The organism is Vibrio sp. 10N.222.52.C12 (assembly GCF_041474215.1).
Lineage (GTDB): Bacteria > Pseudomonadota > Gammaproteobacteria > Enterobacterales > Vibrionaceae > Vibrio > Vibrio crassostreae_C.
Genome location: NZ_JBFRTR010000049.1, coordinates 23,039 through 39,266, shown reverse-complemented (window position 1 = coordinate 39,266; position 16,228 = coordinate 23,039). Strand labels below are relative to the sequence as shown.

Below are 16,228 nucleotides of genomic sequence, written 5' to 3'. Positions count from 1 at the left end.
CGTGTCAGGCTTATGCTTCTTCGATACAAATGGCGATGTCTTTCACTTCGTAAATACGCAGACCATCTTTGCTCAGGTTTGCGTCACCAACGATGGTGCGTTTGCCGTCTTCGTCTTTAACCGCTGTGATATGTACATCGAGAGACATCTGTTTGTTCAGAGGGTTAATCTGACCACGGTATTTCCATTTCACTTCAGATTGGATTTGACCGAACTTTGGATTGCGGAAGTCAGCGCCAAGATCTTTGTTTAGCGCATAGGTTTGCATCAGCTCGATGATCGCTTCGACACCTAGAGAACCTGGCATTACAGGATCTTGATGGAAGTGGAATTGGAAGAACCAATCACTTGGGTCAATCGTACGCTCAGCGTATAGGTAACCAAGACCGTCTTTACCACCATCGCTAGTGATCTGCACGGTATCGATAAAGTTCAAACGACCGCCGGCCAATTTGTAGTGCTCTTGTACTTCACCAGTAGACGAGACAGGTGCATTGAAGTAACGCGTCGTTTTGTCTAGCAGGTTGATGTTTACATCCGGCGTGCGGTTGTTATCAACGTGCCAAGGATGAGTCACCTTACCGTTGTCCAAACCCAGTTGGTCTTTCAGTGCTGCGCCTTTGAAGTAACCAAATACCGCTGTACCTTCGTAGAATGGCACGCCGTCAGTGCTCAGTTCGAAGCTAAAGCTCTGTACGATGTTTGTACCCATCATTACGGTTGAAAGCAGGCGAGAATCGTTGGTGATCGTTTTGCCACGCAAGTCGACGTTACGCAGCATTTTGCCGCTGCCGTCTAGGTTACGGAAAAACAGTTCTTCACCTGGGAAGCCTAGTGTGGTGCCCATGTAGCCAGAGATGAAGCCGTTTGGCTGCAGTGAAATCTCCATCAACACCGAGTAAGGCATCAAGGTATGGTGGCTGTTTTCATCAAAGTACCATGCATTTTCTGGCACTTCGTATTCAGCGATACACGATGAAGGTTTCTTGAAGTCGCCACGCTTGCCGTCGATCTCAACGACACGAGTGGTTAACTGCAAGTCGCCACACGGAGTACGTGGTGGAATCATCCCACGGTAGATAGAGAAATCAGGGCCGAAACATTTTTCGATGTCGCCGGTTGCGAATTCGAACATGTGGTAAGGCGTGAACGGAACCGTATCGGGTGTGCGATTTGGGTAAGCTGGAGTCACCGGCGCTTCAACGTGTTGAAGAGGAACGACACCCTTGTTTGGCGCCGTTTCTAGGTCTTCAATTTGAGCCATAAGTGGCGCATTTGCTGAAGCTTGTTGATTCACTGCTGGTGTATGGCCCAAGCTTTTATGGTCCAAGCTTTCGATAACAGGAGTCGCGACAGCTGTTTCTAAAGAAGGTAGGTAACGAGTACATTCATCGTCTTCTTTGATCATCACACCCAAGTTTTGGAAATCAACAATCACTTTGCCATTCAGCAAAATATCGATGTTAGCTTTCGCGTATGGGCGAGGGCTTAGACCAATCTCGGTCACTTCCATGCGGTAAGTCAGTTCTGCCGATTGTGGTAGAACTTGACCACGACAGCGTACTTGTTGAGGGGCATTTTCAAGCGGTTGGAAACGACCATTTTGAACAAGCGTGTGCATGCCAAGGTGCATCATGAAGAATTGCAGCAGTTGACCACAACCTTCTGCCATCAAAGAGCCAGCCATTACTGAGTCATCTTTGAAGTGACAAGGGAAGTACCAGTGCTCAGGCTCTAGCTGTTTGTGACCTTCAATCAGACCAAGTCCCCATGTGCCGCCTTGCGGTTCAACACGGCTAACCTTTTCGATCATCATGAACTTCTCTGAGCTGAAGCACAAAGAAGGCTGGTGGCGATCAGATTGGTGAGTCGGGCCAAAACACTCTGCGATGTTGGCAGTCAGCAGGTGGCGCAGTTCTTGGTGGTTAAACTGGGTTTTAGGGCAGTGCAACATAGGGTCGAAGCGTTGCTTAGTTGCCAGCTTACGAGCCTTGATTTCATCTTCAGTGTGAATAACACCTTTGCCGTCTGCTAGCTCTTCGTCAGTGAAGAAGCCTGCACAACCGTTATCCATTTTCAGGATCATCTTGTCGCCAACGAAACATTCGTACGAGAAGAAGAACAGTAGCGTGTCGCCATTGCGAGCAAAGCTGTTGATTGAGATGTCGTAACGCAGCGTATCGCCACCACGAGGCAAGTCGCCAAGGAAGGTCAGCGTACAGTCAAGTAAGCGATAAACACGCTCGCCTTTGTTTTCAAAATCGATACCTAAGTAGCTGATCAGCATTAGGTCGCACTGACCAGATTCTACCGCTACAGCCCAAGGGATTTGACCATCAACAAGATACGGTGCATCAACTGGGATGTCGTACTCTGTGGTCATGGTGCTTGGCTTGTATTCGTTCACTGTCGCGTTGAGCTTGGTTACACGAGATACCAATAGGTAGTCTGTGGTTGGTAGGCGAACGCGGCGCGAGTAGCTATCGATGATCGCGTAGTCAGGGCCAAATACATTGGCGATGTCGCCTTCAGCGTATTCAACCAGGTCATCGTAATCCCAGATACATGGTTTACGGATAGGTTTTACTGGTGCTGGTGTCGCAAGTGCGTTTACTGGCGCTGACTGAACCTGAGCTGGTTGAGCTTGCACAGGCTGAGTTGATGTTTCGGCTGAGCTATCTAAACCAGACGTAATTGCGTTTAACTGTGCTTTTAATAGCGCATCAGCCATCTGCATGCCTTGGGCTCGAGTGTGCAGGAATGCTTTGTGTACCTGTTGAGCTGCTTGCTGATTTTGAGCAAAAGCTTGGTTGTGTGGTGTTACAGACGGCTGTGATGCTGCATCCGTATTAGCGTCGATATTTGATACGCCATTTTTAGCGGATAGGACATGAGTCATATTGCTGTGGTTACCTGTTAGCTGACTGTGGCGAGTTGGCGCCAGAGTAGGGGATACTGATGTAGGAGTTTCGATGACTGGCTCTACCGCGTTCTGCGCTAATGCCTTCTTCTCTAACTCTTTTTGCGCAAGGGCTGCTTTGATGTTTGCTGTCGTTGGAATCGACGTCACTTTTGCTGCTTGTTTGCCAGAAGCTTTCTGCTGAATCGTTGCCAAGTTAGTCACTGGGGTTTGGGCAATATGTTGATAGATATCGCGACCACCAAGAGTCACTTGCTTAACCAATTGACGTTTAGCATCGCTCGCCAGTTCATTGCTTAAACGAACGGAAAGTGACTGAGATTCAACACTCGACTGGCTTAGTAGCAGCTGTGAACATTGTCCTTCGCTGATGTTGGCAACAATCGCGCTCTTAGAGCTGATATTTGGATTCAGAGACTCAAGGTTCAGGTTGAGGAGACCGTGTAGCAGGCTTGCCATGCCAGAAGCTGCAGAGCAGTGACCAACACGTTGGCTCGCTTGAGTGGTCTTGGTAACTTCTAAGTTGAGAGATACAAGCTCGTGTGACAAAGACTCAGGTGCATGGTTAAGCTCAAGCAGAGAAACATCGTTTGAGCTCATACCGACTTGAGTCAGTAACTCATCAACAACGGCGTTGTTACGCTCGCTTGAGCCAAAGGCCAAGGCGTTAATGCTGCCGTAAGCTGTGTCTTGGTTGCTCGCTACTCGACCTTCTTCCACAAGAACAATTGCACCTGCGCCTTCGCCCACATTCCAACTGCCGTCTTGCGGTTGTCCGAATTTTGGATCAAGCGACACTGGGCTCACGCTGTTCTTCAGAATCACATGTTCCGCACTGCCGCTTAGGTCGACGGCTGCAATCACGACTGCATCCATGGATTCTTGCGACATCAGGTTTTGCGCGACATCGACACAACGAGCAACTGACTGTTCAGCGGCTGAAATCGTAAAGGCAGGGCCATTAAAGTCCCATAATGAAGAGATGCGCGAAGCCATGATATTGCCGATGAAACTGGTGTATTGGTTCAGTTTGGCTGCGTCCATCACACTGTCCATCGCGATGGTTTCTAGCGATTGGTATTCGTCTTGTGTTAGCTCAATACCCATGTTGGCAAAGCTGTCAGCCAATTGGCTATGCAGGTTTACGCGTCCACGGAATTGGTGCATCTCAAGCTCAGTTTCCATCGCTACCAGTACTGCAACCTTTTGGCCTGCCACAAGCTTGGCATCTTTGATCGCTTCGTCTGCAACTTTCATCAGTAGCAACTGCTGAGAGATCAAACGGTCATCTTCATTCGGCGGTACTTTGAAGCGTAGGAAATCGAGGTCGAATTGATCGATGTAAGCCCCGTTTGGAATGCCGTGTAAACCAAACTGATTCAGCAGTTCTGGATGTTGGTCTAAACCTTTCCAGCGCTTCTTAGGCAAAGCAATGAAAGCATCGTTGTTGGTTTCAATCGCAGTGCTCAGCGCGTTGATGCTTTGCAGAGAACCGAAGTGAGACGCTAGGCCAGTAATGCTTAAATTAGACGGCTGTAGGCTTGGAGATGCCGACTCTAGAGTCTGGTTTACATGACTCTTATCTGAGTACGCTTCAAGCAGTAAGTGTGCGTTACAACCACCGAAACCAAATACAGAAACACCCGAACAGCGCTCTGAGTTGCCCGCTTTACTTGGCCAAGGTTGAACTTGCGTTGGTAGCGTCTGTGAGCCAAATAAACCTTCTGGCGACGATAGCGGCTTGTCCAAATTAATACTTGGCGGAAGAACACCTTCTTTCATCGCAAAAATCATCTTCATGATCCCCGGCATACCCGCCGCAGTCAGTAAGTGACCGAGGTTGGACTTCGCAGAGCCAATCAATGGCGGGTTAGAACCATTCAGTTTGTCAGCAAAGAAACGTTCCATTGAGGTTAGCTCAACCTTGTCACCTAACGGTGTGCCGGTTGCGTGACACTCAATTACTTCGATGCTGTCTGGTGTTAGGTTAGAAGCTTCGTAAGCGCGTTCAAAGGCTTGGACTTGTCCTTTGCTATTTGGGCTTAATACGAACTGACCACGGCCATCGTTCGACAAGCCGATTCCACTGACGACTGCGTAGATGTTGTCGCCATCACGCTCTGCATCAGCCAAACGTTTTAGGACTAAAACACCGGCACCTTCGCCAGCAAATAGACCTTTACTGTTGCTATCAAACGGAACCGACACACTGTGGTCAGGGTAAGCGTGGAAGATGGAAAAACCCATGTTGATAAAGAATGGGTCAGCACCGGATACTGCGCCCGCCAACATCATGTCGGCTTTGCCCGTGTTCAAGTAATCACACGCTAACTTCAATGAATACACGGAACTTGCACATGCGGCATCTAGGCTAAGTTGGACGTTGCCTAAACCCAATGCATCAGCCACTAACTTAGAGGCGTTGTGTGCTGCCGCACCGTTGATCGGGTTGAGGTCTTGCACGGTTTCATTGGTTGGCAGCAGTGAAAACTGGTCATTAGCCAATTTAGCTTGTAGTGCTTTCTCGACCACCGAGTGATACATCGGCAGAAACAGATCGTTTGAGCGTGTGGTTGGGAACGAAAGGGCACCCATGATCACGCCTGTGCGCTCTAAAACATCGGCATTCAGATCAATGCCAGCGTCGACTAAAGCCTTACGACTGGTGTCCAAAGCCCATAGGAAACTTTGGTCAACACCGTTGAATGACTCAGCTGTTAAGCGGTAGCCATTGCTGTCGAAATTGAAGTTTTCGATGTAGCCGCCTTTATCACAGTAAAAGCGGTCTGATTCGCCTTGCACGCCCTGATAGCTTTCAGGTTTAGCACCTAACTTTTCAGCGCTTAATGTGGTGCGAGAATCTTTTTTATCTAGCAAGTTTTGCCAAAAGTCTTTTGGCGTATCCGCTTCTGGATACTGGTTAGCAATACCAACAATCGCGATCTTATTGCACTTCACTTGCTGCTTATTCTTAGTTTGAGTTTGAGTTTGAGCTTGAGCTTGATATTGAGATGGCTTCGATTGAGAACTCATACTAGCTCTCCTTGATGATTCACTGCGCTGCCTTGAGGCACACCACGTAATTGTTTAGCGGCGGTGATCTGTTGTTCTAGCCCTTGAATAAGTGGCTCGACAGACAGTGGAATTTGATGAGTAATGAGCTGGCCAATACACTTGATGAGCGTGACAATATCGTCACCGCCTTTGGCATTGGAAGCGATTGTGCAGTATTGGTCTGCTACGTTGTCGCTACGATTGATCTTGTCGATCAATGTGCTGGTTTGACGATCGGCACCCACTTCGACAAACAGACGCGCACCTTGTTGACGTGCACTTTGGATCAACGCGGTGAAATCCAGCGTCGAACAGAAAGTGTCGGCAATCGAAAGGGCGATGCTGTCGCTGTCGATATTGATTGGTGCGCCCGTCGTTAGACCTGCTGCGCTGATAAAGCGGATATGCTTTGGCAATTCGTCGAACAGTGGTTGCGTGTAAAACTTACGCACTTGGCTATGTTGGCTCAATGCTGGTGTGGTGTGCATTGCGGTAACACGATTCGCGGCAATGCCACGTTTACCCAGTTTTTTGAGCAATGCACGACATGTGCTTTCACAACCTGCCAGTACGCAAGTGTCACCTTGGATGATAGCGAGATAAGCGCGTGGAAACTCTGGTAACAGAGCCTCAATCGCTTGCGCATCACTGCGAACCACAAAGCTGTTCCATTGGATGCTTTCGTCGCCGTTCAGCTGCCAATCTTGACGCACTGCAGTGAGTTCGCCAGAAATTGCCGTGGTGAAAATAGGGCTAGTTTGAGTCATCTCAATCAGCGCATGTGGGTTTTTCCAAACATTTAAGCTGGCCCACATGGAAGCCTCACCCTTGGAGTAACCCAAAGCGAAATCTGGCTGCACTTTGAATTCATCACATAGCAGTTGTGTTAACAGGTAACTACTGCCTACACCGGCAATTGCCAATTCACTAAGCGACATTTCTTGCGAATCTTCAGCGTAGGTTTTCTCTGCCTGCAGCATCTCTTTCAAGTTACCCTCACGTTCTAAACGAGCAAATAACTGTGGGAAATGGTGGTGAAAATCGCGCAACATACCGGGATAAACCGTGCCAACACCAGGGTAAACAAATGCAACGCCTCCTTTGCTTTGAGGCTTTGGTGAGAAACAACTGCCTGCTGGAGTCTTGTATTGGCTATTGTCAGCCATTATTTTTGGCAACGCATTTTCTAGCGCTGTGATCTCTTGCAGTGCAGCATCGATTGAAGCCGCCTGAATCACGATATTCGCACCACAGTCAGCATTGTGTTGAGCGCTTTGGAAATGACTTAGGTTTGAATACATCAAGCTGGCGATAGCAAGTTCTCTGTCTGCCGAATCACTAACGCATTTAAGCTCAGCTCTTAGTGAGGCCAACTGAGAAACCAATTCAGTTTGCTCGCAGCCAGAAACCACAAACATCAAACTCTCGCTGGATAGCAATGGCTTTGGCTCGTGCAAACCGGTCGCTTGAGTCAATATCAGGCTGGTGGCTTTTGGGCTATCGTCACTGAAAGTTAACGCAGCAACACGTGCTTTGTTTGGCTCAGTGAACCAGTAATGGTTAGGTAATGAATGGCTCGGTAATGAACGGCTCGATATCGCATTAACTATATTCAACAATTCATCAAACTGCTGCGAAGCCGATAAGTCAGAGTGTTGCTGTTGATGACTTAAATCTGAAGCGGGGCGGCGTGCAATATCCAGAGCTAGCTGAATGCTATTTCCGGTAGCTGTATCTACAAAGCTCGCCAAATTCGCGTGTGGGTGAATCTTATTCTGAGCAGCATTCAGCGCACTTAACATCAACAATGATGGTGAGTGATGATCCAAACAGAGCTTAACGACATTACCTTGATTGACTGTCTCGATGGCGTGAGCAAGTGCTTGATTAAAATTGCCATCAACCACAACAGTTATCATCTCTGGGAACGAGGGAAATAAGTCGGCAGAAAGCTCAGCCGCGTTTGCTGGCTGAGCTAAAAGAGCGATGCGCAATGGCATCGCTTTATTAGTAGGAACAGTCACTATGACAATTGCTCCTTTTCTGGGTTCTTAGTCGCTTCTTTCTTCGGCACTGCTGAGCTAGATTTTGGCAAAAATGCGTCATTTAAGCTCTTGCTGATGGTGACTTTGGCACCTTTCATTACTGCGCTTAAACGACCATCTTGGTGGTAAAGCGAGATATCAGCTTGCAGTGAACGAGTCGTGCTTTTTATCACGCTCAGTTCTAGCCAACCTTGGTCACCATTGTGCATCGGTGCGTAACACACAAACTCACCGATTGCAGACGGTAGGCTTGCCGCGCCGTATTTCAATCGAGCCCATACCAACATGGCTTGCAACAGATAATCTTCAGCAAATGGTTGGCTATCGCCAAAGCCTTGCTTAGGAATAAATGATCCGCAGTCGCTGTTTTCAATCTGAGGCAACTGGCACTGAGCCAATAAGCCTAAGTCGTCAAAGCGCTCAACTGAGGTAATACCTTGCAATCTTGGTCCATGAAACAGAGTGCCGTCACTGTATAGAGCTTGTGCTGTTGTTACTGGTGTTGAAGTGCTGGCTTCAAAGCGTTTTGTCGACGCTTGTTGAACATCTTCATACACTTGCACAGAGGCAACTTGCAACTGAGCTTGATACTGTGGTCGCCCTTGGCAACTGATCACTGCTTTTAGCTGCTCTTTTGATTTAGCATCAGAGGACGGCTTCTTAGTGTCTGCAGACAAGACAAGCGTTAGCTCTTGCACTTCATCAGTATCAAAAATCACACCTTTCAGCAGTTTGTAGTTGTGAACGCTAACGTTCACCCCTAACAGTTGCTCTGCGACTTCACGCATCCAGTGGATGGCACACACTGTCGGTAACACAGGGTTACCGGCAATGCAGTGATCTTGAATGAAAGGCAATGCCTTTGGATCAAGATGACGTGTCACAGTGATGCTTGTATTCAGCGGACTCTTTGCAAGATGCACAGACTCCGCATTAAGCTTTTTTACAGCAGCTTCCTTGTTGTCAGAACCTTGCATGCTCGTACCAACCAGCAGTTGAATGCCAGTTTCGTTCAGTAGTTGAGAACTAAACAGCTCTGCACCCGCTTGAAGAGGAATTACGTACACACCACGCTCTGTGAACATACGTTTCAGTGCTGCGTTGACCATGCCACCGTCCCACGGTCCCCAGTTGAAGCTCATTACTTTCGCTTGAGGGTTACGCGCTGACAATTGTAGAGCCGCTTTGTTTAGGATCTCGTTAGACATCGAGTAATCGCTTTGGCCTGTGTTTCCGTAGAAACCCGCCGCCGAAGAGAACATCGCAATCAGTTTTAGCTTGCTGCTATCAAGACCGCCAAGAACTGCTTCTAGTCCGCCCACTTTCGTGCCGTAAACCATGTTCAGTTCATCAAGCGTTTTATCTTGAATGTGTTTGTCAGCCAGTACACCTGCACCATGGATAAGACCTGTAATGTTGTCGAAGTTTGCCAGCGTTTTCGCTACTGACTCATGGTTCGACACATCTAAGCTTAGGTATTCAGCGCTCGCGCTAATCTCGTTGAAAGCGGCAAGTGCTGCATTGATTTCAAGGCTGCTTAATACTGGTTTTAGCAGAGCATCAACTTTCTTCGGCGTTGGTTTGTCACCTGTTGCTTGTAGGTGAGCGATAGCCGCTGGTTTTAGCTCTTTCTCTTGTTTGCCTTGTGCCCACTGAGGTAGCTCAGCTGAAGTAATATGCTTACTACGACCTGCAAGAATGAAATGAGACTTACATTGCTTAGCAAGCGTCAGTGCGCATTCAAACGTCACGCCTTTAGCACCACCCGTCACAAGAACTTTGTCGCTCTTGGTGAGTTGAGCGCCTGTGTTTTTGGTTTGTGCAGCACCTGGTGTTGCAGCAATCAATGTTGCACGACCAGATTCACCGTTTTCCGCATGGCTAAGGCCGATTTCAACCGTGTTGGTATCGACATCGAACAGTTCGCCTGTGATAGCTTCAGCTAGGTGACGAGCATCAATCGAAGCGTCAGTATCCAATGCACGGCAGAATACGTTTGACCATTCATGGCTCAGTGTCTTAGTGAGACCAGACAGCGCGGCTTGGTTAAGTTCTGCGTTCGCTAATTGCTTAGTATCTAGGTAACCAAAGCCACCATCGATACGGCTTAGTGTGAAGAACACACTGCGACCAGAAACGGCATTCAGCTGACCATTTAGGTGCTTGGCGAATAGGAACGCTGTTGTCAGTGAAGCTCTTGAGTCTGCATTCAAGTTAACCGCTTGCTCACTGCTTTGTTTTGCATCAACGATAGCTTGTAGGTGAATGAAGCCAGCAATCACTTTCTTCGACGTTTTAAGGTCTGCTTCGATGTCGTTAATAACCGCAGTCACACCAGCATCATCGACGCTGTTGAGTGTGTAGCTTGCGATTTCACTGTTTAAAGGTGACGCGGCAGAAAGAGCACTACGCACTACAGCAACTTGAATGCCGTTAGCGGTCAACTTTTCTGCTAGAACACCGGCGTTGTGACCATCATCTGTGATCACGACACAAGCGTCTTTTGAGAAACAATCGACGAGTTTATCTGCCGCTGGTAGCTTTTTTAGCGCTACCTCATTGTGTGGAGGAAGTTCCGCTGTCGCTGTTTCTGCGATAGGCGTTACTGATTCAGCTTTAGCAGTCGCTACAGGTGCAGCAACGGATAGCTTGCTTTGCATGTAGGTAACGATTTCACCAAGAGTACGACACTCAGCTAAGTCTTCAGGGTTTAGCTCTGGCAGCGTTGGTAGCTGGTCTTGAACCGTACCCAAGATCTCAACGCGTTTAATCGAATCGATACCAAGGTCAGCTTCCATGTCCATCGCTAGGTCGAGCATTTCTGCTGGGTAGCCTGTTTTGTCGGCAACCACTTCCATCATAGTTGATTGAACGTGAGCAGGGTTTAGGTCGTTGCTCGTGCTTTCTACAGCGGCTTCTGGAGCAGGAGCTACTGTCGCTGCTTCCGAATTCGGAGCTAGCTTGCTGTTCATGTAGTCTACAATTTCACCCAGAGTACGACACTCAGCTAGGTCTTCAGGGTTTAGCTCTGGCAAGGTTGGTAGTTGGTCTTGAACCGTACCAAGGATCTCAACACGTTTGATTGAGTCGATGCCAAGGTCAGCTTCCATGTCCATTGCTAGGTCGAGCATTTCTGTTGGGTAGCCCGTTTTATCCGCTACTACGCTCAACATTGTGCTTTGAACTTGTTCTGCGTTTAAACCGTTTGATACTGCTGGCGCAGATGCTTGAGCTGCTACTGGAGCAGAAGCTGGAAGCTTGCTGTTCATGTAGGCTACGATTTCGCCTAGAGTGCGACATTCAGCTAAGTCTTCAGGGTTTAGTTCTGGAAGAGTCGGTAGTTCATCTTGAACCGTACCAAGAATCTCAACACGCTTGATTGAATCGATACCAAGGTCGGCTTCCATATCCATTGCTAGATCTAGCATTTCAGTCGGGTAGCCCGTCTTCTCTGCTACCACTTCTAACATCGTCTTCTGAACAACAGCTGCATCTAGTCCGCTAGTTGCTTGCACTGAAGTTGTTGCAGTTTGAGCGACTACAGGAGCCGAAGCTGGAAGCTTGCTGTTCATGTAGTTAACGATTTCGCCAAGAGTGCGACACTCAGCTAAGTCTTCAGGGTTTAGATCTGGAAGAGTAGGCAGTTCATCTTGAACCGTACCAAGAATCTCAACACGCTTGATTGAATCGATACCAAGGTCAGCTTCCATATCCATTTCTAGATCAAGCATTTCCGTTGGGTAACCTGTCTTCTCAGCAACCACTTCTAGCATGGTTTGTTGAACGACTTTCGCATCAAGGCCATTTGCTGCTTGAACAGGAGCGGCTGCGCTTGGCTGTGCTGCCACAGGCGCTGATGCTGGCATCTTGCTGTTCATGTAGGTAACGATTTCACCAAGAGTGCGACACTCAGCTAAATCTTCAGGGTTCAGCTCAGGTAGGTTTGGCATCTCGTCTTGAACGGTACCAAGGATCTCTACGCGCTTGATTGAGTCGATACCAAGATCTGCTTCCATGTCCATTTCTAGATCAAGCATCTCCGTTGGGTAACCCGTTTTCTCAGCGACCACTTCCAGCATCACTTTTTCAGCATCTGCTGATTGTACTGCTACTGGTGCCGCCACAGGAGCCGGTTGTGCTTTAACTGGCACAGGTTGAGCTGCAACAGGCGCTGCCGCTTGAGCCGCTACTTGTGGGGCAGGAACGGCTTTCTGTACCGGAGCTTGTTGAGCTGTTGTATTTTGAACTGGCGCCGCTTGTACAGGAGCTGTTTGCACTTGAGCTACAGGCTGTTGAACGATAGCTGCTGGAGTAGTTTGAGTAGCTGGAGCTTGAATCACTGGCTGAGCATTTACTGGCGCAACGAAGGTTGGTTGTACCGTTTGTACTGAACCTTGTGTCAGCATATTAAGTGCTGAGTTGTTGCTGTGCGCTTGCATTTCTAGGTAATGAGCGTGAGCTTTTAGCGTTTCAGCTTGGTGCTGGTGGAACATCTCCATAGAACGCTGTAGGTTCTCAGGAATTGCTACGCCTGCTGTTGCCATTTTCGCTTGCTCAGACATTAGGGTGTTGAACGTGTCACCGTATTGCTGAGGAATCGCAAGGAACTGCTGATGTACTTCTGCTGCTTGTTGTTGAGCATTGAAGAATGATTGCAGTGAAGACTCATCAACCGTTACTGAAGCTGTTGGTTGAATAGTCGCTGGTGCAGGTTGCGCCACTTGAGGCTGCTGAGCTGCTGTTACTATTTGTGCACTTGGTGCTGGAGCAGCTGACTGTTGAACATTTGAAGCTTGAGGAGCAGGCACATGTACTTCAACGATTTCTGTTTTGATCACTTCTTTTTCCACGATTTTCTCGACTTCAACTTTCACTTCAACAATCTCAGTTTTTTCGGTGACGTTGCCCGAAGCCAGTGATTGATCCATTTTCTTACGAGTAGCAGGGCTGATGTAGTTGGTTGCATTCAGCTTAATGTTCATTGGTGATGCCTTTGCAGGTTCAGCAATGTCAGCTTGGTAAGGGTCAATGTTGTCTAATGAAACACCAGCCACGCACAGTTGAACGGCAGCTAAACGAAGCTGTTGGTCACTGTCGCCTTTAGGGTTTGGGTTGATGCTGATTGCATAAAGTTCTTCGTTCTTATCAGCCAGTGTTTTTTCAACCAGCTTTTGAAGAATGTTCTTGGGACCGAACTCAACGAATACACGCGCACCGGCTTCGTACATCGCTTCAATTTGCTCGCTAAAACGAACCGATTGCAGCATGTGTTGCTTGAACGCTTTCTTGATCGCTTTAGCGTCTTTGCTGTGCAGCTTGCCCGTTGCATTTGAGTAAAGCGGCAGCGTTGGAGCGCTAAATGAAGCTTTATCAATTGCAGCTGCAAATGGCTTTTGAGCATGAGCAACAAGCGGGGTGTGGAAAGCACCAGATACTGGCAGAGCAATCGCTTTGAAGCCTTGTTCTGTCAGCGCTTGTGCTGCTTGTTGAACCGTCGCAGTTGGACCTGCAATAACCAGTTGAGTCGGAGCGTTGTAGTTGGCAATACTCACGCCTTCGAATTGGCTGATGCAGCTTTCAACGGCTGGAAGTTTGTCTGCGTCTAGGATGACCGCAAACATCGTACCGCTGTCGCCTTGTTCAGGTGTCGCTGCCATCGCATCGCCACGAGCGAAAGCTAGCTGGTAGTAATCGTCTTGCGAGATAACACCTGAAGCACATAGTGCACTTAGCTCACCAAAGCTGTGGCCTGCGACCATGTCAGCTTTGAAGCCAGCTTGAGTCATGATGTCGAACTGACCCATAGACACAGTACCAATCGCACTTTGCGCATTGGCCGTGTTGGTTAACACCGCTTCTTGAGCTTTGGTTGCCTCTGGTGTGAAGGTTGGAATTGGGAACAGAATTTGCGACAGAGCCGTTTTCTTGTGTTGACCAAATACTTGATCCGCTTGAGAAAGCTGTTGGCGCATTTCAGGGTAGTGACACGCAAGCTCGCGAGCCATGTTTAGGTATTGCGAACCTTGACCTGCAAATAGCGCTGCCACTTTACCAGCACCGTTTTCAGCAATCAGTGCCGACTCACGATAGCTAGTACCGCTTGGCATCTGCCAATGTGTTTTGGTTTGGCTCTCAAGCATAGAAACCGCTTGAGTCAGTTGCGCTTGAAGGTCTGCTTGGTCAGTGACAACTAAGCCAAGACGAGCATGCTTAGCGTCAATTTCGCGCAGAGCGTGTTTCTCAGCAAGCGCTTCCAGTTTGAACGCAGCGTCTGCAGCTTGAGTTGAAACTTGTTTTAGCTCATTGATCAGTGCTTGACGAGATTCTGCGCTGAATAACAGAGTTTGCGGTACTTGGCGTTGACGGTATTTGTCACCGCGAGCGTGCTCTGGCGTGTACTCTTCCAATACCACGTGGAAGTTAGTGCCACCAAAACCGAATGAGCTGATACCTGCACGGCGTGGTGTGCCGTCGACACGTTTCATCCAAGGGCGCGTTTGTGTGTTTAGGTAGAACGGCGAGTTTTCGATATCCAGTTTAGGATTCGGAGCCGATACGTTAATCGTTGGCGGCAGTACTTTGTGGTGCAGTGCTAAGGCAGCTTTGATTAAACCTGCAGTACCCGCGGTTGATTTAGTGTGACCAATTTGAGATTTCACAGAGCCTAACGCAATGTGCTGCTTCTCTTCATTGTTCTCACTGAATACCGAGTTTAAGCCACCAAATTCAGCCACATCACCCGCTGCAGTACCTGTACCGTGCGCTTCTAAAAGACCAAGCGTGTGCGGTGCGAAACCTGCATCATCATAAGCACGTTTGAGTGCTTTTGCTTGTCCTTCAGGGCGAGGCGCGTAAATACTCTTGAACTTACCATCCGAAGAAGAACCGACACCTTTAATCACTGAGTAGATTCTGTCGCCGTCACGTTCAGCATCTTCAAGGCGCTTAAGAGCAACCATGCCGATGCCTTCACCAATCATCATGCCTTTTGAATCGATGTCGAAAGGTTGAATGGTTTCGTTTGTAGTGAATGCTGGGGTTTTAGAGAAGCTCATGTACATGGTTGGTGAGTTATCAGTACACACACCACCAGTGATCATCATTTCACTGCGGCCTTCAACCAGCTCGCTCAGTGCCATGCGCATTGCGGCTAGAGAACCTGCACACGCAGCATCTACTACACAGTTGATGCCACCAAGGTCAAAGCGGTTAGCAATACGACCTGAAATTACGTTACCTAATGAACCAGGGAATGAGTTCTCTTCCCAGTGGATGTATTGGTCTTGGAATTTTTTGATCAGCATTTCGCTGTCTTCGTCGTTGATGCCACTGCTCTTGAAGACTTTTTTCAAAACAGGGTATTGAAGACGAGCATTCAAGCTTTGAGCGATCTTCTGACCACCGCCTACACCGAGTGTAATACCGATCTTATCGCGATCGTAACCTTCAGGAAGTTTCGCATCTTCAAGTACTTCTTTTGCCACGATCAGAGATAGCAGCTGTGACGTATCAGTCAGTTCTAGGATATTTGGCGGAAGGCCGAATTCCATAGGGTTGAAGTCAACTTCTGGGATGAAGCCACCGCGCTTACAGTAAGATTTGTCTGGCGTAGTACGATCTGAATCGTAGTAATCTTCTGGGCGCCAGTGTGTATCAGGCACTTCGGTAATTGCATCGATCTTTTCGCTGATCAAATCCCAGAATTTGTTTAGGTAGCGAGAGTTCGCAAACATGCTTGCCATACCAACGATAGCAATAGGCATGTCTTTAAGACGTTTATTAAGTCGAGTGTCGTCGACTGATTCCGGTGTATTTTTTTCGGGTTGGCTCATTATGAGTCTCCACTTGAAATCACTGAGGGCGATGTCGTGTTTTGAGGCTGCGCTTTTAATTGAATCGAAAATAAATCTGAAACAGATTTGGGCAAACGCAGCTGAAGAGTAAGGCTGCCGAAAGTTGGCCACCTGACTGAAATAGGGGGTGCGAAGTTCATTGACTTGCAGACGTTGAGAACGTGTTTCATGCGTGAAGGGGGTATTCGAATGTGAGGTTAATGTCCATTTAAATCCTGTCCAAAGTACTGCTTTATGCAAAGCAGGTATCCGCAATAAAAACGTGTGAATTTGTTTAATGGTTGAGCAGGCTACCCGAGGTGAGTGGCCGATACAATGCTCCCAGAGGCCACTATGATCTGTTCAGACCAGATGAT

The 16,228-nt window shown here is 48.2% G+C and carries 3 protein-coding genes; all 3 read right to left on the bottom strand.

What is annotated here, in order from left to right; translation table 11 throughout:
* Positions 1-10: 10 nt before the first annotated feature.
* Genes AB4623_RS09480 through AB4623_RS09470 form a run of 3 tightly spaced genes read right to left on the bottom strand, consistent with a single transcriptional unit; the run spans position 11 to position 15,851 of the window.
* Positions 11-5,953: a beta-ketoacyl synthase N-terminal-like domain-containing protein gene (locus AB4623_RS09480; protein WP_372146252.1), complete on the bottom strand. Its 5,943-nt coding sequence runs from the start codon at positions 5,951-5,953 to the stop codon at positions 11-13.
* On the bottom strand, positions 5,950-7,998 hold the full coding sequence (locus AB4623_RS09475) for a PfaB family protein (RefSeq protein WP_372146250.1): 2,049 nt from the start codon (positions 7,996-7,998) through the stop codon (positions 5,950-5,952). Before AB4623_RS09475 ends, AB4623_RS09480 begins: the two co-directional genes overlap by 4 nt.
* Positions 7,998-15,851, bottom strand: a complete 7,854-nt coding sequence (locus AB4623_RS09470; protein ID WP_372146249.1) for a phosphopantetheine-binding protein — start codon at positions 15,849-15,851, stop codon at positions 7,998-8,000. The genes AB4623_RS09475 and AB4623_RS09470 overlap by 1 nt, the downstream gene beginning before the upstream one ends.
* Positions 15,852-16,228: the final 377 nt, after the last annotated feature.

What these genes read in the sequence shown, in the direction of transcription:
- AB4623_RS09480 (WP_372146252.1), bottom strand. Translation starts at nt 5,953, where the DNA reads ATGAGTTCTCAATCGAAGCCATCTCAATATCAAGCTCAAGCTCAAACT.
- AB4623_RS09470 (WP_372146249.1), bottom strand. Translation starts at nt 15,851, where the DNA reads ATGAGCCAACCCGAAAAAAATACACCGGAATCAGTCGACGACACTCGA.